This is a genomic window from Aeromonas sp. R7-1 (assembly GCF_040908115.1).
GTDB lineage: Bacteria > Pseudomonadota > Gammaproteobacteria > Enterobacterales > Aeromonadaceae > Aeromonas > Aeromonas caviae.
The window spans coordinates 1-20,248 of sequence record NZ_JBFODD010000041.1; the positions used below are offsets into that span (position 1 = coordinate 1).

Consider the following 20,248-nt stretch of genomic DNA (forward strand, 5'->3'; position numbering starts at 1 on the left):
AGAGGGACTCGAACCCTCACACCCGGGGGGCACTAACACCTGAAGCTAGCGCGTCTACCAATTCCGCCACCTTCGCACATCGGGTTATCAGTCTGAATTTACATGCCGTCTGATAAGAGCATGTTGCAGTATGGTGCGAAGAGAGGGACTCGAACCCTCACATCCGTGGGACACTAACACCTGAAGCTAGCGCGTCTACCAATTCCGCCACCTTCGCATCACTGCGGTGGGGGATTCTATAGAGTTTTGGGGGGGCGTCAACAGCCAAAGGGGACTTTTTTCGCTGTTGACGGATAAAGGCGTGCCAAGGGCACAAAACTTCAGCAATCGGCGTCAGACGGTGGCCAGCGCATCCTGATACATCTGTTCGTACTGGATGACGGAGTCTGCCCAGTCGAAGCGGGTGTTCATGGCGTGGTGCTGCACATGGGCAAAACGTGCCGGCTCCTGCAGATAATGGAGCAGGCTGCGGCGCATGGCGTCGAGCAAGGTGCTGGCAGTGGGATCGTTGAAGCAGAAACCGGTCGCGTGCGTCGGGTCGGCATCCCAGTCCACGACGGTATCTTTCAATCCGCCGACAGCCCGCACCAGGGGCAGGGTGCCATAGGCCAGACTGTACATCTGGTTGAGCCCGCATGGCTCGAACAGAGAAGGCATCAGGAAGAAGTCGGCGCCGGCCTCCACCAGGTGGGCCAGACGGTCGTCATAGGCATTGATGAAGGCAAACTTGTCGGGATGCTGCTGGGCAATGCTTTGCAACTGGGCGGCGAGAGAGGGATCACCGGAGCCCACGATCACTACCTGGACCTGATGCTGCAAGAACTTGTCCAGCGCCGGGATGAGCAGGTGTACTCCTTTCTGCTCGGTCAGTCGACACACCATGCCATAGATGGGGAGGTTGCCGACGGGGAGCCCCGTCTCCTGCTGCAGGATGCGCTTGCAGGTGTGTTTGCCATCCAGGTTGTCGGCATCATAGGTGGCGGGCAACAGAGGATCGAAGGCGGGATCCCAGTCCTGATAGTCACAGCCGTTGAGGATGCCACGCAGGTCAGCTGCCCGCTGCTGGAATACGCTGGCCATGCCGTGAGCGCCCAGGTGTGTCAGCAGCTCGCTGGCGTAGTTGGGGCTGACCGCATTGATCTTGTCTGCGTAGAGCACACCGCACTTGAGCAGATTGATGTGACCATAGTCGTAGTTGATGCGCTGCTCGTAGTCGTGGATTTCCGGCACGGCCCAGAACTGCTGGCGATCGAACACGCCCTGAAAGGCCGCGTTGTGAATGCTGATGACCGACCGGGTGCGCTGGAAGAAGGGGTTGTGGGCATGACGGGTTTTCAGCAGCAGCGGCAGCAGACCGGTGTGCCAGTCGTTGCAGTGGGCGATGTCGGGAGCGAAACCCAGCTGTTCGCACGTATGCAGGGCCGCTGCGGCCAGAAAGGCAAAGCGTTCACCGTTGTCGGGATAGGCCTGGTTGTTCTCGGCATAGAGCTGGGGGCGGTCGAAATAGTGCGGGCAATCGAGCAGATAGACGCAGATCCCGTCCAGTTCCAGCTGATGGATGCGATAGCTGATATCACTGCGATCCTGAGGGGTGGGGAGCCAGCGCGAGGCGAGGAGGGTGGCCTCGTCCCGGCGCTTGATGGTCTTGTAGAAGGGCATAATGATGCGCACATCGTGCCCCTGACGGGCTAGATGCTGCGGCAGGGCCTTGGCCACATCTGCCAGGCCCCCGGTCTTCACCAGCCCCTCAACCTCCGAGGCTACAAACAGGATTTTCAGTGGGTTAATAGCCAACTCTTGCTCCCTTAGGTACCACGACGATACCGCCTTCGGATACGGTAAACCGCTCTCTGTCATGGTCCAGATTCTCACCGATCACGGTGCCGGGTGCAATTTCAACGTTTTTGTCGATGATGGCGCGGCGAATGGAGCAACCTTCGCCGATTTTCACATCCCCCAGCAGCACGGATTCACTGATGTGGCTGCAGGGGCCTATGTTGCAGCGAAATCCCAGTATGGATCGCTGGATCTGGCTGCCCTGAATGAAGCAGCCACCGGAAATCAGGGAGTTGGCGATCTTGACCTTGCAGTCGTCGGTATCGATGAAGGTGGCGGGGGGCAGGGGCGGGTAATGAGTGTGCAGCGGCCACTTGCGATTGTAGAGAGAGAAGGGGGCATCGTCGGCCACCAGGTCCATGTGTGCCTGCCAGTAAGAGTCGAGCGTCCCCACATCGCGCCAGTAGACGTTGGGCTTCTCGCCCGGGATCACGTTGGTGCTGTAGTCGTAGACATAGACGGGGGCACGGGGGAACAGGCTGGGAATGATGTCCTTGCCGAAATCGTGACTGGAGTTCTCCTCGGCGGCATCCCGCTTGAGCTCCCGATAGAGGGCCTCGGTCTCGAAGATGTAGTTGCCCATGGAGACCAGGGCCTGGGTGGGGTCGCCGGGGATGTGTTTCGGGTGACGGGGCTTTTCTTCAAAGCCAATCATGCGCCCTTCCTGATCCACCTCGATCACCCCGAAGGCGCTTGCTTCCTCGATGGGCATGCGCAGGGCCGCGACGGTCAGGGCGGCCGCTTTCTGCTTGTGGAAGCTCACCATCTGGCTCACGTCCATCTTGTAGATGTGATCGGAGCCGAAGATGCAGACGTGCTCGGGGTCGGAGATCTCGATGAAGCGCAGGTTCTGGTAAATGGCGTCTGCGGTGCCGTCATACCAGCGTTTGCCCATTCGCATCTGGGCCGGAATGGGGTCGATGAAGCGATCCGTGATGCCGACGATGTTCCAGCCCTTCTTCATGTGCAGATAAAGGGACTGGGACTTGAACTGGGTGAGTACATAGATGCGCAGGAAGTCGGCGTTGACGAAGTTGTTGAGCACGAAGTCGATCAACCGGTAACTGCCGCCAAAGGGTACGGAGGGTTTGCTGCGGGTGGTGGTCAGCGGTTGCAGTCGGGTACCTTCACCGCCTGCCAGTATCATGGTGAGTATGCCTGCCATCGTCGTTCTCTCCCTGAGATCATGATGTTGAAAAGGTTTTCATGTTGCTGCGAAAAAAACACCCCTAAAGGGGTGGTAAACGTTTTCTTGGTACCTTAACAGATCCCGTCTGGCACTCTCTACTTGTTTTATTACAACCGTTGCACTTCTTTAAGCTTTGCTCAGATACACCTTGAATTTGGCATCGCCCGCGATCACCTCGGTCTGTTTGAAGTGCGCATCCAGTATAGGCTGGTATCGCAGGAAGGCATTGGCGACTATGGTCAGGGCGCCATTTGCGGTCAGGTACTCAGGTGCCTTTGCCAGGAAGGTTTCGGTGGCGGCGTAGAAGGTTTTGAGCCCGGCATGGAAGGGGGGATTCGAGACAATCTGTTGGAATGTTTCGGCAATGTCGGAATAGACATCGGAGGCATGGACACGTCCGCTCAGACCGTTGACCGCCAGGGTTCGGCGGCTGGACTCCAGTGCCAGGGCATTGATATCCACCATGGTGACGGCCAGGGCCGGGTTGCGCTTGGCCAGCACGGAACCGATGACGCCGGCGCCGCAGCCAAAGTCGAGCAGCTTGCCCGTCACGGGGGGGAGGCTCGCCAGCAGCATCTGGGTGCCGAGATCCAGGCCGTCTGCACTGAAGACCCCGGGCAGGGCCATGACGGTCAGGGTGGTGTCGCCCGCCTGGCACTCATAGCGACTGAACCAGGCGTCCAGCTCGAAGGGGACGACCGGTTTGTCGAGCGTGCCGTGGTAGAGAGAGCAGCGGCGCGCAGAGTCGCGCTTGATCGGTTTCTCGCCATAAGGTGCCAGCAGCTTGTCTGCTCCGTTGATGCCGCCCCGGTTCTCGCCGGCGAGGAACAGGTCGGCCCCGCTTTCGAGCAGCGGCGTCATCATGGCCAGCAGGTATTGCGCCTCGGCCTTGGCCTTGGGCATCAGCAGCAGCAGGGCATCGAATCGGGGGGCGCCACCCAGCTGGTGATCGAACAGGATGGCGTCTCCCAGAACGGCCTGCTGGGTGCGGTAATAGCAGTAATCCGTGGTGAAGACGGTCAGGCTTTGTGCCAGCTCGGCCAGTTGACGAGGATAATCATCCTCCAGGGCACCGCACACCAACAGCCGCTTGCCGACAAAGAGGGCTTGGTTACGTTCCAGCATCTGACTGACGGCACTGACAGGACGGCTCATTGGGTCTCTCCACGCATTTTTGGGCGGCCATTATACATGGCCGCTTTCGCCTTGACATTTATGCCGTGTTCCCGAAATATGCCCAGACGCCTTATTTACCCAGAGATGATGCAATGCGGTCATGCGTATCGAAACGAAAGCATAAACACAGCCTGACAATCGGGCCTGCTGGCGTGCGCGCGTAACCTCTCATCCCTGAGACGATTCAAGCCCCGGTAGCGACTCCCGTACCGGGGCTTTTTATTGACCAATCCATCTGTTTAGGAGAAGGAAATCCCATGTTTCAAGGTTCGATAGTTGCCCTGATCACCCCATTTCGACAGGGCCAGCTGGACGAGGCCGCACTGGCTCGCCTGGTGGAGTGGCACATAGAGCAGGGAACCCATGGCATAGTGCCGGTCGGCACGACCGGGGAGAGCCCGACCCTGACCCACGATGAGCATTGCCGCGTGGTGGAGCTGGTGGTCAAGCTGGTGGCCGGGCGCATTCCCGTGATCGCAGGTGCAGGCTCCAACAACCCGGTTGAAGCCATTGAATACACCCGCTATGCCGAGCAGATGGGAGCGGATGCCACCCTGCATGTGGCCGGTTACTACAACCGCCCCAATCAGGAAGGGCTCTACCACCACTTCAAGGCGGTGCACGACGCCACCACCAAACCCATCATCGTCTACAACATTCCGCCCCGCGCCATCGTTGACGTGCAGCCGGCGACCCTGGCCCGTCTGGCCGAGTTGCCGCGCATTGCCGGCGTGAAGGATGCCACCGGTGATCTGGCCCGCCCCTGGGTTGAACGCCAGCTCATCAAGAAGCCGTTTGCCTGGCTCTCCGGTGAAGACGCCACCGCCGTGGCCTACAACATCGGTGGTGGCCAGGGTTGCATCTCGGTGACGGCCAACGTGGCCCCCAAGCTGGTGGCCGAGGTGCAGAACCTGGCGCTGGCCGGTGAGTGGCAAGCTGCCCGCGAATTGCAGGACAAGCTCATTCCGCTGCACCAGGCCATGTTCGCCGAGCCAAGCCCCGCAGGGGCCAAGTATGCGGTCTCCCTGCTGGGTCTGTGCAGCGAAGAGTGCCGTCTGCCGGTGATGCCGCTCTCCGAGGCCACCCGCGAGCGCATCCGCAGTGCCATGCAGGCATTGAATCTGTTGTAAAAACTGGGCTCTGGATCTCGCTTTTGATTGCCCGGTCAATTAATGGCCGGGCTTTGCCGATATACTCGCTTGGATACAACCAAGGATGATTTGGCATGGAAGAATGGGATCCGGAGCACTTCACCAGTTTTGAACATCTCTGTGAAGTGACCTTGTCTGCGGTCAGGGAAAAAACAGAGGCTGAACAGATCTATCTGTGGCTGCGTGCTCCGACGCCCCAGCTCTATCACTATCGCCCGGAACAGGGTCTGCTCTGCCTGAGCGCCGACATCCTCTCTTCCCTCGAATTGCCCATCCTCTTCATCGAACGTTCCCTTGCGCTCGGCCAGTTGCTGGTGGAGCCCATCGCGCCGACCCGTGCCATCTGGGAGCGGGAGAGCGTCGAACCCGAGATCCCGCGCCTGCGCGCCAGCTTCCCCCTCAAGCGTCACAAGGGGCTGGAGGCCGTGGTCTATCTGGAAACCCGCCGTCGTCTCGATCGCCTGCCAAGACGCCAGCAGCAGAGCATCCAGCTGCTCATGCATTATCTCGCCGCCGAGCTCGAGAGTCGGCGACTCGCGGGACAGGTGGATCTGGAGCGGGATCAGCGGCTCCACACCCAGGCAGACCTCGTGCGCAGCCAGGCCCTGCAGGACTCCTTCCTCAGCATGCTGCAGGCGCTGCATCAGGTGGGGGTCAAGCTCTCCCGCTGCGAGAGCGAGGATCGTCTGCTGCACGACGCGGTGGCACTGGCCCGCCAGGAGTTGCAGTTCGATCGCATCGCCATCTTCCTGACTGACAGTGAATTCAAGACCATGCACGGTACCTGGGGTACCAACGAGGCGGGTGAGCTCATCGACGAGCGCCATTTCATCAGCCTCATTCCGGATCACCCCACAGTGCAGGAGGCGCTGCGTCGCAAGGACTATGTCCTGGTGCTGGAGGACACGCCTCTCTATTACGAGAAGCAGGAGGTGGGTCGCGGCTGGAACGCCATGGTGTCGCTCTGGGACGGGAGTACCCCCATCGGCTGGATCGCCGCCGACAACCTGCTCTGGCGGCGCCCCCTCAAGGCGTATCAGAGCGAGATCTTCAAGCAGTATGCCGCCGTGCTCTCCCAGTTGCTGATCCGCCAGCGCACCCAGGAGAAGCTTGAGCGCTTCAATCGGGAGCTGGAGCTGAGGGTGCAGGAACGGACCCGGCAACTGGCCGATACCAACCGGGCGCTGGAGGAGGCCAACCGGCGCCTCTCTCTGCTGTCTCTGGAAGATCCCCTGACTGGCATCGCCAACCGCCGCCAATGGGACATCACCATGGAACGGGAGTGGGAGCGGGCTCGCCGCCATCAGGGCGTGCTGGCGGTGCTGATGATCGATGTGGACGAGTTCAAGTCCTACAACGATCACTTCGGCCACGGCAAGGGGGATCAGTGCCTGCAGCGGGTGGCGGCACTGCTGCAGGACACCGAGCGGCGGCGCACCAACCTGGTGGCCCGCTATGGGGGGGAGGAGTTTGTCATCCTGCTGTGTTCACCGCAGCCGGGAGAAGCGGAGCGGCTGGCGGAGCAGATCCACCACGGCCTTGACGCCTTGCAGATTCCCCATCCGGCCTCCCGGGTGGCGGCGACACTCACCGTCAGCATCGGGTTCAGCTATCTGGTCCCGTCATCGGACAAGGAGTGGCAAACCCTGACCGAGCAGGCGGATCAAGCACTCTATCACGCCAAATCCCAAGGGCGGGCCTGTACCCTGGCCTATCGCTGACACCTGCGTGGAGGCTGCCTGCCTGGCATCAGATCCATGCTGATCTGTATACGTGCGGGCTTTCAGATCCACGCCGCCCTGTATAAATGAGGTGGCAAGCGTTTCTCGCCATCTGGCGCATGGCGATGCGCCCGCGCTCTGGCTAGAATGGGGGCCCATTTTTCACAGACAGATCCTGCACCATGACCCTATCCGGATTTCAAGGCCTGGTTTTCGACCTCGACGGCACACTGGTGGACTCCATGCCTTTGCACCTGGCCGCCTGGGAGCACACCGCCCGCGAGTTTGGCTTTCGGTTCGACGCCGACTGGTTTTATGAGCTGGGAGGCATGCCCAGCCGCAAGATAGCCCTGCTGGTGGCCGAAGTGCAGCAGATCGCGCTGGATCCCCTGGTGGTGACACGCTGCAAGACCGAACACTATGTCGCCAACCTGCACAAGGCCACCCCCTTCCCGGCCATGCTGGATCTGGTGGAACGCTATCACGGCCGGATCCCCATGGGCATAGGGACAGGTTCCCCCTGCATCAATGCCGAAGCGGTGCTGCGCAACACTGGGCTGGATCGGTATTTCCCCGTGGTGGTCACCGCCGACGACGTGGAGCTGCACAAACCCCATCCAGACACCTTCCTGCTGGTGGCGCGACGCCTGGGGGTCGAGCCCGGTCAATGTCTGGTGTTCGAGGACACGGGCATAGGCGCACAGGCCGGTGAAGCGGCCGGTATGCAGGTCTGCATGGTCAGAGAGGGAAAACCGGTCGGGTTGACCTACTGAGTAACGAAGACGAGCGGGTCAACAACCTGCTCGGGAGAGAAGCCCCACTCTCATACGGGACAGGCGAAACATGAGAGTGGGGAGCAGATGTCACTGGCTGACGCAGCGACACCGTCAGGATGGGCAGTGGCGAGATTTACTGCTCGCTGCCACCACCCTGGTTGTCGTCATAACGGCTGGGGGCGCCATGGGGGCGCGGCGCCATGGAAACCCGTGGCTTGCGGGCCCGCTGGATGCTGACGGCAGGACGGCCGGAGTGCATGGCAATGGTGGAAATCTTGGCCTTGTAGACCAGTTGCTGATTGCCATGGGCATCGGTCAACAGCACGCTGTACTGGTCAAAACCGCTGATGGTCCCCTCCAGCTTGATGCCGCTCACCAGGAAGATGGCGACCTGGCTACGGTTTTTGCGCAACCAGTTGAGGGCAGAATCTTGCCCGTTCCCGAGGGAGAAGGCCTGCTCGATAGTGGAGTAGCTTGGGGATTCAGTTGTCATAAATTATTGTCCCGCGGAAAAAAAGTGGCGTTTGATTGTGCTAAATGGGCACTGCCTTGTCAAAGTCATTCTCACACCCGGGCAGGATGGACAACGACAGGGCTGGTCGGCAGGGGCCGCTGCTGCAATAATTGGCGGCTCTGGCCCCGTGGCGGGCCTCATGCTGGGGTCTTATCTTGCATCCGGTTTCACACCAACATCCACCCACCTATACCCATGACGCGACCGCCTGCGAAGAGTGTGACCTGCTGGTGCCGGCCACCGAGCTGGCCGTGGGGGAGACGAGCAGTTGTCCGCGCTGCGGGCATACCCTGACTCGTCATCTGCCGGAGCAGGAGCGCAGGCCCATCGCCTATGGCTTTGCGGCCATCATCATGTTCGTGCTCTCCAACGCCTTTACCTTCATGTCGTTCTCGGCCAAGGGGGTGGGGCAGGAGATGACCTTCCTGCAGTGCATCACCACCCTGGTGGATCAAGGCTACCTGTTCCTCGGGGCCGTGCTGAGCATTACCCTGATCGGGTTGCCGCTGGTCTATATCGGCTCCATCATGCTGGTGCTGTGGCGCCTGGACAAGGATCTGCACAGCAAGGCCCTGCGCTCCCTTGGCCGCCTGCTGTGCCGGATCAAGCCCTGGCTGATGGTGGACGTCTTCCTCATCGGCGTGCTCATCTCTCTGGTGAAGCTGATGGGGATGGCCGACATCAAGATGGGGCTGTCGTTCTGGGCCTTTGTTGGCTACACCCTGCTGCTCATCAAGATGATCTCCTCCCTGGATCGGATGTGGCTGTGGCAGCGGCTGTTCGGCCCGACGGCGGCGAGGGAACTGGATCCCGAGGAGAGCGCCCTGTCGTGCGGTCTGGTGGGCTGTCACATCTGCGGCGCCCTGAACGAGCAGGATGCCCATAGTTGCGTTCGCTGCGGGGATCACCTGCACAGCCGCAAGCCGGGTGGTCTGAACCGCACCTGGGCCCTGCTGATCACCTCGGTGATCCTCTATGTTCCAGCCAACCTGTATCCCATCATGGACACCGTGTTCCTGGGGGATGACAGCCCCTCGACCATCATGGGCGGGGTGGTGCTGCTGTGGGCAATGGGCTCCTACCCCATTGCCGCCGTCATCTTCTTCGCAAGCGTGGTGGTGCCGCTGGTGAAGATCCTGGCGCTGCTGTGGCTCTGCTACGTGGTGCAGCGCGGCCAGGGGGCATCTCCCCTCGGCAAGCTCAAACTCTATCGCATGACCGAATTTGTGGGGCGCTGGTCGATGATCGACGTCTTCGTGGTGGCCATCCTGGCCGGTCTCATCCGGCTCGACAATCTGATGACCATCTACCCTGGCCCTGCGGCCGTCGCCTTTGCCGGGGTCGTACTGGTCACCATGGTGGCTGCCATGAGTTTCGATTCCCGCCTGATCTGGGATTTACAACAAGGAGAACGCGAACGTGAGTGAGCGTAAGACAAGGTGGAAACCGGGCTCTGATTTCATGAGTTCGGCTGCCGCTATCTGGATGGTGCCCTTGCTGGCCCTCTTCATCGGCGCCTGGATGCTGTTCCAGCACTGGTATTCACAAGGGCCGAGCTTCACCCTGACGGTGGCGACCGCCGAGGGCATAGTGGCGGGCAAGACGGTGATCCGTTCTCGTGAAGTGGAGGTGGGCCGTATCGAGACGGTGGAGCTCAGCGAGGACTACAGCCATGCCGTGCTCAAGGCTCGCCTGACCAATGCCGCCGCCGGCATGCTCAAGAAAGACAGCCAGTTCTGGGTGGTCAAGCCCAGGGTCGGGCGTGAGGGCGTTTCCGGTCTTGGCACCTTGCTCTCCGGTGCCTATATCGAGCTTTCTCCCGGCAAGAAGGGCAGGGCGCGAAGCGAATACGCCATGCTGGACAGGCCACCCCTGGCATCCCTGGATGCCAAGGGATTGCGGCTCTCCCTGTCCAGCCGGGATGCCAACGCGCTGGGCGCGGGTTCCCCCATCAGCTATCAGGGATTCACCATCGGCCAGGTCGAAGAGGCCAAGTTCCTGCCCGAGAAGAGCGAGATGCAGTACCAGCTCTTCATCAACGCGCCTTATGACGTCCTGGTGAGCAGCAACTCCCGGTTCTGGCTGACGCCCGGCTTCGAGGTCTCCATGAGCAGCGAGGGGATGAAGGTGAAGATGGACTCGCTGGAGAGCCTGATCAACGGCGGCATCACCATGGGGCTGCCTCCCGGCTGGTTGCCGGGGGAGCCGGTGAAACAGAACGACGAGTTCGTGCTGTTCAAGGACGAGGAGAGCGTGCTGGCCGGTAGCCTGGATCAGTTCATCGACTATGTCTTCCTGTTCGACAATGATGTGGGCGGGCTGCATCCCGGCGCGGCGGTACAGTATCGCGGCATCCGGGTCGGTACCGTCATCTCGGCTCCCTATCTCATCGACGACAAGGGCGTCCAGCTGTTCAAGAGCCGACAGATCCCGGTGCTGGCGCGCATCGAGGTGCAGCGTCTCTCCCACCGTTATGCCAATGCGGAGAAGGAGCAGTGGCGGGCCCTGTTCAACAAGCAGTTCAAGGAAGGGCTGAGGGCCAGCCTCAAGACCGCCAGCCTGCTGACGGGGGGCAAGGTGATCGATCTGAACTTCTATCCGGATGCGCCTGTTTATCAGCCGCTCAAGATGGCGGGCTATCAGGTCTTCCCGACCGCCCAGGCCGGGCTGGATCAGATCGAACGCAAGGTGAACCTCATCCTCGACAAGTTCGTCGACATGGACATGGCCACCACCCTCACTCAGGTCAACAGCACCCTGATGACGCTGGACAAGACGCTCAAGCATGTCAGTGCCGTGAGTGCGAATCTGGAGCAGTTTACCGGTCAGCAGTCGACCCAGCAGTTGCCGGCCTCCCTCAACCAGAGCCTCAAGCAGTTGCAGGAGACGTTGCAGACCTATGATGCCGGTTCCCAGACCAATCAGGAGCTGCGCCAGTCGGTGCAATCCCTCAACCAGCTGATGAGCGAGTTGCAACCTCTGGTCCATTCACTGAACGAGCAGCCGAGTTCGCTGATCTTTGACCGCGCTCGTCCGCGGGATCCCGAGCCCAAGCGAGGAAAATGATGAAAAAACGGATGATGACGCTGGCCTTGCTGGGCCTGCTGGCGGGATGTGGCAGTGCGCCGACGACGCTGCATTACTATTCGCTGGATGCCGACACGGCGCCGTCGAGTGTCACCACGGCGCAGCCGCAGCACCAGTTGGTGCTGCGCCCCGTCGCCCTGTCCGGTCAGCTTGACCGGATGAGCCTGGTCTATCAGCTGGAGGGCAAGGAGCTGCACTTTGCCGAGTACCATCGCTGGGCAGGTTCCCTCGATGCCCAGTTGAACCAGTTGACCCTCAATGGCCTCTCCAGCCGCTTGCCTGGCTGGGTGGTGCGTCAGGACGGGGCCCGCAAGGGGCCTGTGCTGAGCATCTCGGTCGAGCGTTTCCAGGGGCGGCACGACGGCCGCGCCCTGCTCAGCGGTCGCTGGCGCCTGCTGACGGAGGAGGGGGTCGTGTTGAGAGATGTTCCCTTCCAGCAGGAGCGGGTGCTGCCTGCCGATGGGTATGGCGCCCTGGTGAACGAGCTGGGGCAGGGCTGGCAACTGTTGCTCGATCAGATTGCGGCGGATGTGCGCACGCGCAGCTGAGGGAGCATAAAAAAAGACGGGAGGCCATGGCCTCCCGTTTTGTTTGGGGTCGTCGTTATTGCTGTACTTCCGAGACGCCCTGTACCTTGACCTCTACCCGGCGATCCGGGGCCAGGCAGACGATCAGCTCGCGCTTGGATTTGCTGGTGCAGCTGTCGCCGGTGACGGGAGACTGCTTGCCACGCCCTTCCACATTGACCTTGCCGGCTGGCAGGCCCTTGCCAATCAGGTAATCGGCCACGGTCCGGGCACGCTGCTCGGACAACTTCTGGTTGTAGGCCTCGGAGCCGATGCGGTCGGTATAGCCGATGACGGTGGCCGATCCGTCTTTGGGCCTGGCCTCTTCAATCTGGCTGTAGAGGGTATCCAGCGCCTGCCCGGCCTGGGGCTTGAGGGTGGCCTTGTTGAAGTCAAACAGCACGTCCGAGCTCAAGGTGAACTGCTTGTCGACCATCACGGGCTCGGGCGCGGGGGCGGGAGCTGCGACCGGCAGAGCCGGTGCAACCTGACCGAAGCGATAGACGGCGGCCAGGGAGAGCAGGCCGTTGTCCATGCGCAGGCCGGTATCGTCACGGCTGCCATACGGGGTGCTGTACTGGTATTCGAGGCGGGCTGCCCAATCCAGGCTCAGGGCATACTCCGCACCGAGCGCGCCGACGAAGGTGAAGCGGCTGTCGTTTTCCAGCTGATCGCTGTCGGTCCAGCCATAGCCGCCCCCGACACGGCCGTAAAGGTCCAGATTGTCCGCAACCGGGAAGCCCAGTTTCAGCGTGAGCTGAGCCAGCTGGGCTTGCACGGAGTCATTGAAGGCCGCGCCATTGCGGGTGCCGCTGTACTTGAGCTTGCCAAGGTAGTCATAACCGAGTTCGACACCCAGATTCTGGTTGATCTGGTAACCGGCGAAGGCACCGGCGCCGACTTCATCGTCGTCTTTGTCGGTGATGGCGATGGAATTGCTTTCATCGACACCGTAGAAGTTGGACCAACCCAGTTTGGCACCGCCATACCAGGTGTTGTCTTGTCCGGCTGCCTGGGCGTTGGCCGCAAGCAAGCCTGAAACCAGCAAGGTAATCAGTGTTTTGTTCATAGATGCCTCTGCAATCTTGTGTGTGGGGAGCGCGAATTCATGTCGCCTCGCCTCGTGGGTTGGGCCTGTGTTCGACCACAACACGTTTAAACGTAGCTCGCTTTTCTCGATCTACAAGCAACTGATATAAAACATATTGTGATATCCATCTGCATCATAGTGGAGACAGAAGACCGCCGGGGAACCGTGACTCGAATCTGTGATGGGTGTCATATGGATTGCTTGCCCTTGTCGGCAAGAGGGCCGGCGAAGCGCCGGCCCTGGCAGGATGGCCTCCGTTATCGAGGGAGGAATTCGTACTCCTGTTCGATGAAGGCGGCAGCCCGCTCGCTCAGGGCGGCGTGTACCACTGTGGTGGGGTGGACCTGGTCCCAGAACATCTTGCCTTCACAGTTCAGCTCGCCCGCACTGCGGCGCGCCATGGGCGTTGCGACGGCCTGAGCCAGCAGGGGGTTGCCGGCGATGGCAAGGCGCTCCTCGGGATTGAAGGGGGCCAGTCGACTGTCGGTGGCGGCGCTGCGGGAGGCAAACGGCTTCCACACATAGCCACCGCCATAGCAGGCGTGTTCGGTGTCGCTCAGGCCGAAGTTCTGTGGCTCGCGCAGCATCTCGGCGAACTGCTTGTCGATCTCGAACAATTTCACCATGCCGGTGGGAGCCAACTGGCGTGCCAGATTCAGCAGCAGCTGGTTGTGGTAGGCGGAGACATGGCTGGCTGCCTCGACCACTTTCTGGCTGCGGGCCGAGGGGTTCTGGCCCAGATCCGGCAGGTTGAACAGCAAGATCTGCTTGGCACCGTTCAATACCATGCGGTTGGCCGCATCGCTGATGGCGTCGCGCACCCGCTTGGCATCCTGCTCGGTGTTCCAGCCATAGGCCAGGTAGTCGTTGGCACCGACCCAGAGGATCACCAGATCGTCGGGCTTGAAGCCATCCTTTTGCAGGAACTGGGTCACCTCGTAGTCCAGGTTGTTGATGACCTGATACTTGGGGTTCCAGGAGATCTTGTTGTAGGCCACGGCAGTGGCGCCCCCTTCCGCCTCGTTGGCGATGGCGAGGCCCGGGAAGTACTGGTTGAGCTGCTCCAGCCAGACCGGTCCGTTGGAGAAGCGGCCCTGATGGTAGGGCGGGCTGGAGGGGAGGTAACCACGCATCTTGTCGTACATCTTGCCGGTATCGGAGAGGCTGTCGCCGAACATCACGATGCGGGAGAAGGGGGGACGCGTCTCGGCGGCATGGACCGTGAGGGCGAAGAGTCCCAATAAACACAAAAGCCATTTTTTCATGTAGCTGTTCTCATGGATGGGGCAGGACGGGCCTGCGGGCTGTTCCTCGATGGCGGCGGGCTGGGAACCCGCATGGCCAGGTGAGAAGGTATCCACTCGAATACATATTTGCAGCATGCCGTGGCCATTTAATCGCTTGCGATCACATCACTCCTCCCTGAATGGGGAGGCTTCACGTTTGTTTCACGCGCCCCCGGGCAAGATGCCCTCATACCGCAAAGACAGGAGCATGAAATGAACAACGCAAAAGCAATCGCCCTGGTGGCCCTGATGTCCGTCTCTTCCTTCGCCATGGCGGCCTACACCGGCCCCAAGGAGCAGAACAAGGTATCGGTCGCCCAGTTGAAAGACGTGGCCGATGATCAGTGGGTGACCCTGGAAGGCAAGCTGGTCAAACACCTGGGTGGCGAAAACTACCTGTTCCGTGACGACAGCGGCGAGGTGGAAGTGGAGGTGGACGGTGACGTGTGGCGCGGTACCGAGGTGGGTCCTGACGATCTGATCCGCGTGCGCGGCGAGGTGGACCACAGCTGGAACAAGACCGAAGTCGAGGTGGAACACCTGGAGAAGGTGGGGGCAGCGCCCCTGAGCAAGGGCGGCTTTATCGCCAAGTAAGCTTTCAGGCCACAGTAAATGAGAAGGGCGCTCCGGGAGCGCCCTTCTTGCATGCCATCAGCCAGCCCGGCTTGCGACGGTTCGCTTGAACCCCTTCTCGGCCTGATTGACCTTGTAGAGATAGCGGCGAGCCTCTGCCTTGGGATGTTGTTCGGTCAGTACCTGATAGACGGCCTCGGGGGAGAGGCGGTTGATCATGCCGGGGGCCGCCTTGCGATCGTTGGAGAAGGTGTTGAGCACCCCTCCCGCACCACCGTTGTAGGCGGAGATCACCGCATAGCGGCGGGACTGGGGATCCTGGATATCCGCCAGATAGACGGTCTGCAGCAGGTGCAGGTAGGCGGTCCCCACATCGATGTTGTAGGCCGGATTGAACAGATCTTCCCTGGTCGGCTGGCCATCCTTGCCCTTGACCCTCACATAGACATCCCGCCCAGCGGTAGCCGGGATCACCTGCATCAGGCCATAGGCGTTGGCGTGGCTGACCGCATAGGGGTTGAAGCTGCTCTCGGTCTTGATCACCGCGTAGATGAGACTCTCGGCGACCCCGTACTTGCGGGAGGCGTCGCGGATGATGCTGGCGTATTTGTAGCCGCGCCTGTCTTCGTGGTTGGCCACCATGGGAATGTCGATGAAGAAGATGTTGCGGATCCCGAGGGTGCGCTTCTTCATCGCGTTGGCGATCAGATAGTCGGCATAACGCTCTGCACGCCAGCTGGAGCGGATCGCTTGTCCCTGGTTGTCCAGCACCTGGCCATAGAGGAAGGGCTCGCCACCTGGCATGATCTCACGGTCGGAATAGAGGTCGACCTCTGCCGGATCGTCCGGGGTCAGCAGGGTTTCGATGATGGCGCGACGCAGGTGGGCGCGGGGATCCAGACCCGAGACGGTCTCCACCATGATGTGACCGCTGGAGAAATCGATGTGGGCGCGGCTCTTGTACTGATCCGTGTATTTGACGTAGTCAAACTTGCCCGCGAACAGCGCCTCGCGCCCCCATATCTCGTTCACGTTATGGGAGAGCGCACTGATCATGTGTTCAAAACCGCGCACGTCCTTGCCGTTGACCAGATCATCATCGCCACTCCCGCTGGTCTGGGGTGTGGATGAACAGGCAGAGAGAAACAGCAGGGCGCACAGCAGCCCAAAAAAACGACCCATAAGATCCTCAAACCGGGCGGTGGGGCCGCCCGTCACTGACTGGCCTGAGCCAGGATTGGTGTCACCCTGCGGCATATTGACGACTCAGGGGGACGCTGGCCCTTTGACTCGATTCCCGCTCACTGGCTGGGAGGGGTGTAGCCGTCGATCTGGACTTCACCCGCGTCGAACAGATAGCTGACCATCTCTTTTTCCAGTAACTGGCGGTGCTCGAGATTCATCATGTTCAGCTTCTTCTCGTTGATCAGCATGACCTGCTTCTTCTGCCACTCGGTCCAGGCTTCCTTGCTGATGTTGTCGAAGATCCGCTTGCCGAGTTCACCGGGGTAGAGTTGGAAATCGAGACCCGGCGCTTCTTTCTTCAGGCGCAGGCAAAATACGGTACGGCTCATGTTGACCTCTGTGGTTGCAAGTCTGGTTGTAAGTCCGGGTAGGCGAGCAGACGGGCCGTGGCCGCCGCCAATCCCACCTCGGCAGGATGGCGTAAGTTATACCAGAGTCGGGTATCCGCTTCCATGAGCAGGGGGGCGGGCGGAACAGCCATTTCGATCAGCAAAGGGCGAATATCGAGGTGGAAGTGACTGAAAGTGTGACGAAATCCAGCGAGCTCCTGATAGGCGGCATCCTCCAGCCCCAACTCCCGCAGTCGTCCGGTCACCTCTGTGAGGGATTCCACCTGCGGGAAGCAGTAAAGCCCGCCCCAGATACCTTGCGGCGGACGCTTCTCCAGCAGCAGCTGATCGCCGTGGCGGATGATCAGCATAATGCCGTTGCGTGCCGGAATGCTCTTCTTCGGCTTGCTGTGAGGGTAGGCGGTGGGGTTGCCCTGCGACAGCCCCTGGCAATCGGCCTGCACCGGGCAGCGCTCGCAGGCGGGCTTGCTGCGGGTGCAGACGGTGGCCCCCATGTCCATCATGGCCTGGTTGTACTGGGCCACCCCGACGCGCGGGGTGAGGCGGGTCGCCAGCTCCCAGAGATCGTGCTCGACCAGCTTCTGGCCCGGCCAGCCCGCCAGCGCCAGCCAGCGGGTGAGTACCCGCTTCACATTGCCATCCAGGATGGCGTGGGGCTGGCCCAGAGAGAGGGAGAGCACGGCCCCGGCGGTGGAGCGACCGATGCCGGGCAGAGCCATCACCTCTTCCAGTTGTTCCGGAAAGAGGCCGCCGTGCAGATCGCGGATCTGCTGGGCAGCCTTGTGCAGGTTGCGGGCGCGCGCGTAGTAGCCAAGCCCGGTCCAGTGATGCAGCACCTCGTCGATGGGGGCGTTGGCCAGGGCCAGCACGTCGGGGAAGCGGGCCATGAACCGCTCGTAATAGGGGATGACAGTGGCAACCTGGGTCTGTTGCAGCATGATCTCGGAGACCCAGACCCGGTAGGGGGTCTTGTCCTGCTGCCAGGGCAGGGTCTTGCGGCCGTGGATCTGGTACCAGTCCAGAATGCGGGTGGCGAAGGTGGTGTTGTCTGAGTGGCTCACAGTGTGCTCATGTTCTGATGATAAGTCCGCCCGCCATCAGGAGGGCGATCCCCGACCCGGCGCATGGCAAAGGTCGAGTGTAGGTTATTGATTAAAAAGGGGAGCTCTCGGGCTCCCTCAGAATGGGCGCTGACCCTCCCGGGGGAGGGCCACCGGATGCCGGCAGATCAGCCGCGCCAGTCTTGCAGCGCCTTGAGGCTGGCATACTGGCCGCCGACCTGCAGGACGATGTAGTCCTGGGCGATGGCTGCCAGGATGACACCGGGGGCTATTTCATTGCCCTCGCGCCACTCCCGTCCATTGAGCACGACGGCCCGCTTGGCCGGGTCGGAGGAGTAGTTGTGGGCACCATAGGTCAGGGACGGTACCTGCTGTTTCAGGGCCGGGGCCAGGGCGCCGAGGGGGATGGCACTGGTCTGGACCTGGGCCTGTGGCGCACTCTCTTCCACCAGCGGCGTGTTGTTTAGGGCGGCCATCAGCCGTTCTGCCAGACTCTGTCCCCCCTGGTTTGCGGTAGTCGCAGCCGGGGTTGCGGCAGGTCTTGGAGCGACCACGGGCTCCGGCAGGGGGGGCGGCAGCGGCCGGGTGATCATGGGCCTGGGTTCGACCCGCACGAAGGGGGGAGTCACCACTTCCTTCACTTCGACTTGCTGTTCCACGGGTTTGAGGTGATAGAGGTGCCAGCCATAGTTGGCGGCGGCGCCCATCACCAGGGCCAGGGGCACCAGGGCCCACCAGATCCAGCGGCGGTTGGGCTCCTCTTCCTGGCTCACGGGCAGACCCATGAGCGGCATATGGGGGGTGAACTGGGGCTGGTCGGCCCGGCGCAGGGCCTTGAGCAGGGTGGACATCAGGAGGCCTCCTCGACCATGGGATCCGTCTCATCATCTGCCACGCTGTCGAGATCGACCGGCGTGCTGGCTCGCAGGGATTCATCCTCCAGCCTGGGCATGGGTTCGCCGGAGGCCACATTCAGCCGCAGCAGGGTGTTGCTGCCGGCGATGCCGTCCGGGGTCAGTCCCTGCTCGCGCTGGAACTGTTGCAGCTTGTTCTTGAGGGTGGCATCGAAGCGGCTCACCTTGCGATCGGGTTGCTGCATGGCGCGGCTAAGGGCGTTGTCCAGCCACTGCACCTGGGCAGCCCCGGCATTGCTCGCTATCAGGGGCACGTTGCCCCTGGGCATGCGCCAGAGCAGGGTGTAGCTGCCGCCCCAGGCGTCGGAGAGCCACTGCCTGTCCACCTGCCAGCTCTGGTTGCCGATGAGCAGGGAAGCCTTGTCCGCCCCCAGGCTGACCAGGGTGGCGTAATAGAGGCCGCCGGTCTCGTCGGTGAGACTGATGAGGGCCGGGTATTGCAGCGCCTGCAATTGCGCCAGGGAGGCTTCTCCCTCCTGGCAGCGCAGGCCCGCACGGGGGGCATTGTCGCAGGTTGCCTCCTCCAGCTCGGCCTGGTAGCCCCATACCTTGTAGAGATTCTGCATGGCGATGTCCGGCTCCAGCGCCTGATTGATGGCGCGGGTCAGCTGGGCCTGCTGCTCTGGCGTGTCATCCACCTTGACCGGTACCTCGACCTTGACCAGGGGGCGGGCTGGGAAGAATCCGAAGAATTGCCAGCCCCACCAGCCGGTGGCGACCAGCAGGGCGCCCACCAGGGCGACCGTGAGGCCGGATTGCCAGCTTCCCTCGTCGCGAATGCCGCTCACCTCATACGCGGACTGGCTGATGTCCCCGTGCACTATCTTGTGGCTGCCACGGGCGAAGGCGGCGATGAGGGCGCGGTCGCAGATGAGGTTGATGAGACGGGGAATGCCCCCGGAGAGGCGATGCAGGGTCTGGATGGCCCTGGGGGTGAAGATGGGCTGGACGCAGCCTGCCACCTGCAACCGGAAGCGGACATAGGCATCCACATCCTGGCGCGACAGCGGCAGCAGGTGATAGCGGGCGGTGATCCGCTGCGCCAGCTGGCGCAGCAGGGGCTGGCGCAGCATCTGTTGCAGCTCGGGCTGGCCGATGAGCACCACCTGCAGCAGTTTCTTCTCGTCTGTCTCCAGATTGGTGAGCAGTCGCAACTGCTCCAGCACGCCGGGCAGCAGGTGCTGGGCTTCATCCACCAGCACCACGCTGCGCTTGCCTGCCGCCAGATTCGCCAGCAGATGATCCCGGATAAGGTCGAACAATTGCTTGAGGCTGGCCTCTTCGCCGTAGGGCAACAGGAATTCGTCGCAGATGGCGGCCAGCAGATCCCGCTCGGTCAGAGAGGGATTGAGGATGTAGGCGATCTCGGTGTCGGCGGGCAATTGCTGCAGCAGGCAGCGGGAGACGGTGGTCTTTCCCGTACCCACTTCCCCGGTCAGCAGCACGAAGCCGCCACCGTCCTGCAACCCGTAGTTGAGGTGGGCGAGGGCCTCCCCGTGACGCTCGCTCATATAGAGGTATTTGGGGTTGGGCGAGATGGAGAACGGGGGCTCCGACAGACCGAAGAACTGTGTGTACATAAGGATCCATTCCATTGTTATGGGCGGCAGGTTAAAGCCTCCCAAAAGGGAAGTCAAAGACCCGGATACCATAAGGGGAGCTGGCTCGAACCACGGGCTGAGTCGCTCGGGACGATAGCGGGAAGCAGCCGCC

The 20,248-nt window shown here is 61.6% G+C and carries 17 protein-coding genes, 1 tRNA gene and 1 pseudogene; 7 read left to right on the forward strand and 12 right to left on the reverse strand.

What is annotated here, in order from left to right:
- Window positions 1-131 precede the first annotated feature (131 nt).
- The 4 genes and pseudogenes from AB5Y51_RS10520 to rsmC form a co-directional block, all read right to left on the reverse strand.
- Window positions 132-217: transfer RNA gene (locus AB5Y51_RS10520), tRNA-Leu, on the reverse strand.
- Window positions 218-333: 116 nt separating this feature from the next.
- On the reverse strand, window positions 334-1,794 hold the full coding sequence (gene glgA / locus AB5Y51_RS10525) for a glycogen synthase GlgA (protein ID WP_368178409.1): 1,461 nt from the start codon (window positions 1,792-1,794) through the stop codon (window positions 334-336).
- A pseudogene (gene glgC / locus AB5Y51_RS10530) lies at window positions 1,784-3,004 on the reverse strand (glucose-1-phosphate adenylyltransferase); the annotation flags it as partial. The gene glgA and the pseudogene glgC, both read right to left, overlap by 11 nt.
- 147 nt (window positions 3,005-3,151) lie before the next feature.
- Window positions 3,152-4,180, reverse strand: a complete 1,029-nt coding sequence (gene rsmC / locus AB5Y51_RS10535; RefSeq protein WP_010675754.1) for a 16S rRNA (guanine(1207)-N(2))-methyltransferase RsmC — start codon at window positions 4,178-4,180, stop codon at window positions 3,152-3,154.
- A gap of 278 nt (window positions 4,181-4,458) precedes the next feature.
- Between rsmC and dapA the strand changes: the two genes are divergently transcribed.
- The 3 genes from dapA (at window position 4,459) to AB5Y51_RS10550 (ending at window position 7,846) form a co-directional block, all read left to right on the forward strand.
- A complete protein-coding gene (gene dapA / locus AB5Y51_RS10540) occupies window positions 4,459-5,331 on the forward strand; it encodes a 4-hydroxy-tetrahydrodipicolinate synthase (RefSeq protein WP_039040606.1) in 873 nt (290 codons plus the stop codon).
- Window positions 5,332-5,426: 95 nt separating this feature from the next.
- Window positions 5,427-7,073 (forward strand): diguanylate cyclase, encoded by a 1,647-nt coding sequence (locus tag AB5Y51_RS10545; RefSeq protein WP_104454799.1) that lies wholly within the window; start codon window positions 5,427-5,429, stop codon window positions 7,071-7,073.
- Between the two features lie 182 nt (window positions 7,074-7,255).
- Window positions 7,256-7,846 carry an HAD family phosphatase gene (locus tag AB5Y51_RS10550; protein WP_180907076.1) on the forward strand — a complete coding sequence of 197 codons (591 nt, stop codon included), beginning with the start codon at window positions 7,256-7,258 and terminating at the stop codon, window positions 7,844-7,846.
- Window positions 7,847-7,982: 136 nt separating this feature from the next.
- Here the strand turns inward: AB5Y51_RS10550 and hfq are convergent, their stop codons facing one another.
- The gene (gene hfq / locus AB5Y51_RS10555; RefSeq protein ID WP_039040603.1) at window positions 7,983-8,342 is read right to left on the reverse strand and encodes an RNA chaperone Hfq; all 360 of its coding nucleotides are present in this window, start codon (window positions 8,340-8,342) and stop codon (window positions 7,983-7,985) included.
- Window positions 8,343-8,518: 176 nt separating this feature from the next.
- Here hfq and AB5Y51_RS10560 point away from each other — a divergent pair, with 176 nt between their 5' ends.
- From AB5Y51_RS10560 to AB5Y51_RS10570, 3 genes are read left to right on the forward strand one after another with little or no spacing between them, the layout of a single operon-like run.
- Window positions 8,519-9,790, forward strand: coding sequence for a paraquat-inducible protein A (locus tag AB5Y51_RS10560; protein WP_041211730.1), 1,272 nt, complete (start codon window positions 8,519-8,521; stop codon window positions 9,788-9,790).
- Window positions 9,783-11,429: an intermembrane transport protein PqiB gene (gene pqiB, locus AB5Y51_RS10565; RefSeq protein WP_069651939.1), complete on the forward strand. Its 1,647-nt coding sequence runs from the start codon at window positions 9,783-9,785 to the stop codon at window positions 11,427-11,429. The genes AB5Y51_RS10560 and pqiB overlap by 8 nt, the downstream gene beginning before the upstream one ends.
- Entirely contained in the window at window positions 11,429-11,998 is a 570-nt protein-coding gene (locus AB5Y51_RS10570; RefSeq protein ID WP_043152838.1) for a membrane integrity-associated transporter subunit PqiC, read from the forward strand. Before pqiB ends, AB5Y51_RS10570 begins: the two co-directional genes overlap by 1 nt.
- Window positions 11,999-12,053: 55 nt before the next feature.
- Here the strand turns inward: AB5Y51_RS10570 and ompA are convergent, their stop codons facing one another.
- Together ompA and AB5Y51_RS10580 are read right to left on the reverse strand one after the other, a co-directional pair.
- Window positions 12,054-13,085 carry a porin OmpA gene (gene ompA / locus AB5Y51_RS10575; RefSeq protein WP_041211729.1) on the reverse strand — a complete coding sequence of 344 codons (1,032 nt, stop codon included), beginning with the start codon at window positions 13,083-13,085 and terminating at the stop codon, window positions 12,054-12,056.
- 278 nt (window positions 13,086-13,363) lie between these two features.
- Window positions 13,364-14,371 carry an SGNH/GDSL hydrolase family protein gene (locus AB5Y51_RS10580; protein ID WP_368178410.1) on the reverse strand — a complete coding sequence of 336 codons (1,008 nt, stop codon included), beginning with the start codon at window positions 14,369-14,371 and terminating at the stop codon, window positions 13,364-13,366.
- A 234-nt stretch (window positions 14,372-14,605) separates the two neighbouring features.
- Between AB5Y51_RS10580 and AB5Y51_RS10585 the strand changes: the two genes are divergently transcribed.
- Complete coding sequence (locus AB5Y51_RS10585; protein ID WP_039040598.1) at window positions 14,606-14,986, forward strand: YgiW/YdeI family stress tolerance OB fold protein; 381 nt, start codon at window positions 14,606-14,608, stop codon at window positions 14,984-14,986.
- 57 nt (window positions 14,987-15,043) lie between these two features.
- Here the strand turns inward: AB5Y51_RS10585 and mltC are convergent, their stop codons facing one another.
- From mltC to AB5Y51_RS10610, 5 genes are all read right to left on the reverse strand, one after another.
- On the reverse strand, window positions 15,044-16,147 hold the full coding sequence (gene mltC / locus AB5Y51_RS10590) for a membrane-bound lytic murein transglycosylase MltC (protein WP_010675743.1): 1,104 nt from the start codon (window positions 16,145-16,147) through the stop codon (window positions 15,044-15,046).
- A gap of 119 nt (window positions 16,148-16,266) precedes the next feature.
- Window positions 16,267-16,539, reverse strand: coding sequence for an oxidative damage protection protein (locus AB5Y51_RS10595; RefSeq protein WP_010675742.1), 273 nt, complete (start codon window positions 16,537-16,539; stop codon window positions 16,267-16,269).
- On the reverse strand, window positions 16,536-17,621 hold the full coding sequence (gene mutY, locus AB5Y51_RS10600) for an A/G-specific adenine glycosylase (RefSeq protein ID WP_368178411.1): 1,086 nt from the start codon (window positions 17,619-17,621) through the stop codon (window positions 16,536-16,538). The genes AB5Y51_RS10595 and mutY overlap by 4 nt, the downstream gene beginning before the upstream one ends.
- 167 nt (window positions 17,622-17,788) lie before the next feature.
- Window positions 17,789-18,472: a GspB family T2SS assembly factor variant ExeB gene (exeB, locus tag AB5Y51_RS10605; RefSeq protein WP_010675740.1), complete on the reverse strand. Its 684-nt coding sequence runs from the start codon at window positions 18,470-18,472 to the stop codon at window positions 17,789-17,791.
- Complete coding sequence (locus AB5Y51_RS10610; protein ID WP_368178412.1) at window positions 18,472-20,115, reverse strand: ExeA family protein; 1,644 nt, start codon at window positions 20,113-20,115, stop codon at window positions 18,472-18,474. Before AB5Y51_RS10610 ends, exeB begins: the two co-directional genes overlap by 1 nt.
- Window positions 20,116-20,248: the final 133 nt, after the last annotated feature.

Bases quoted from the DNA above. Each gene is read 5' to 3' on its own strand.
- rsmC (WP_010675754.1), bottom strand. From the start codon at position 4,180: ATGAGCCGTCCTGTCAGTGCCGTCAGTCAGATGCTGGAACGTAACCAA.
- dapA (WP_039040606.1), top strand. From the start codon at position 4,459: ATGTTTCAAGGTTCGATAGTTGCCCTGATCACCCCATTTCGACAGGGC.
- AB5Y51_RS10545 (WP_104454799.1), top strand. From the start codon at position 5,427: ATGGAAGAATGGGATCCGGAGCACTTCACCAGTTTTGAACATCTCTGT.
- AB5Y51_RS10550 (WP_180907076.1), top strand. From the start codon at position 7,256: ATGACCCTATCCGGATTTCAAGGCCTGGTTTTCGACCTCGACGGCACA.
- hfq (WP_039040603.1), bottom strand. From the start codon at position 8,342: ATGACAACTGAATCCCCAAGCTACTCCACTATCGAGCAGGCCTTCTCC.
- AB5Y51_RS10570 (WP_043152838.1), top strand. From the start codon at position 11,429: ATGAAAAAACGGATGATGACGCTGGCCTTGCTGGGCCTGCTGGCGGGA.
- ompA (WP_041211729.1), bottom strand. From the start codon at position 13,085: ATGAACAAAACACTGATTACCTTGCTGGTTTCAGGCTTGCTTGCGGCC.
- AB5Y51_RS10580 (WP_368178410.1), bottom strand. From the start codon at position 14,371: ATGAAAAAATGGCTTTTGTGTTTATTGGGACTCTTCGCCCTCACGGTC.
- AB5Y51_RS10585 (WP_039040598.1), top strand. From the start codon at position 14,606: ATGAACAACGCAAAAGCAATCGCCCTGGTGGCCCTGATGTCCGTCTCT.
- mltC (WP_010675743.1), bottom strand. From the start codon at position 16,147: ATGGGTCGTTTTTTTGGGCTGCTGTGCGCCCTGCTGTTTCTCTCTGCC.
- AB5Y51_RS10595 (WP_010675742.1), bottom strand. From the start codon at position 16,539: ATGAGCCGTACCGTATTTTGCCTGCGCCTGAAGAAAGAAGCGCCGGGT.
- exeB (WP_010675740.1), bottom strand. From the start codon at position 18,472: ATGTCCACCCTGCTCAAGGCCCTGCGCCGGGCCGACCAGCCCCAGTTC.
- AB5Y51_RS10610 (WP_368178412.1), bottom strand. From the start codon at position 20,115: ATGTACACACAGTTCTTCGGTCTGTCGGAGCCCCCGTTCTCCATCTCG.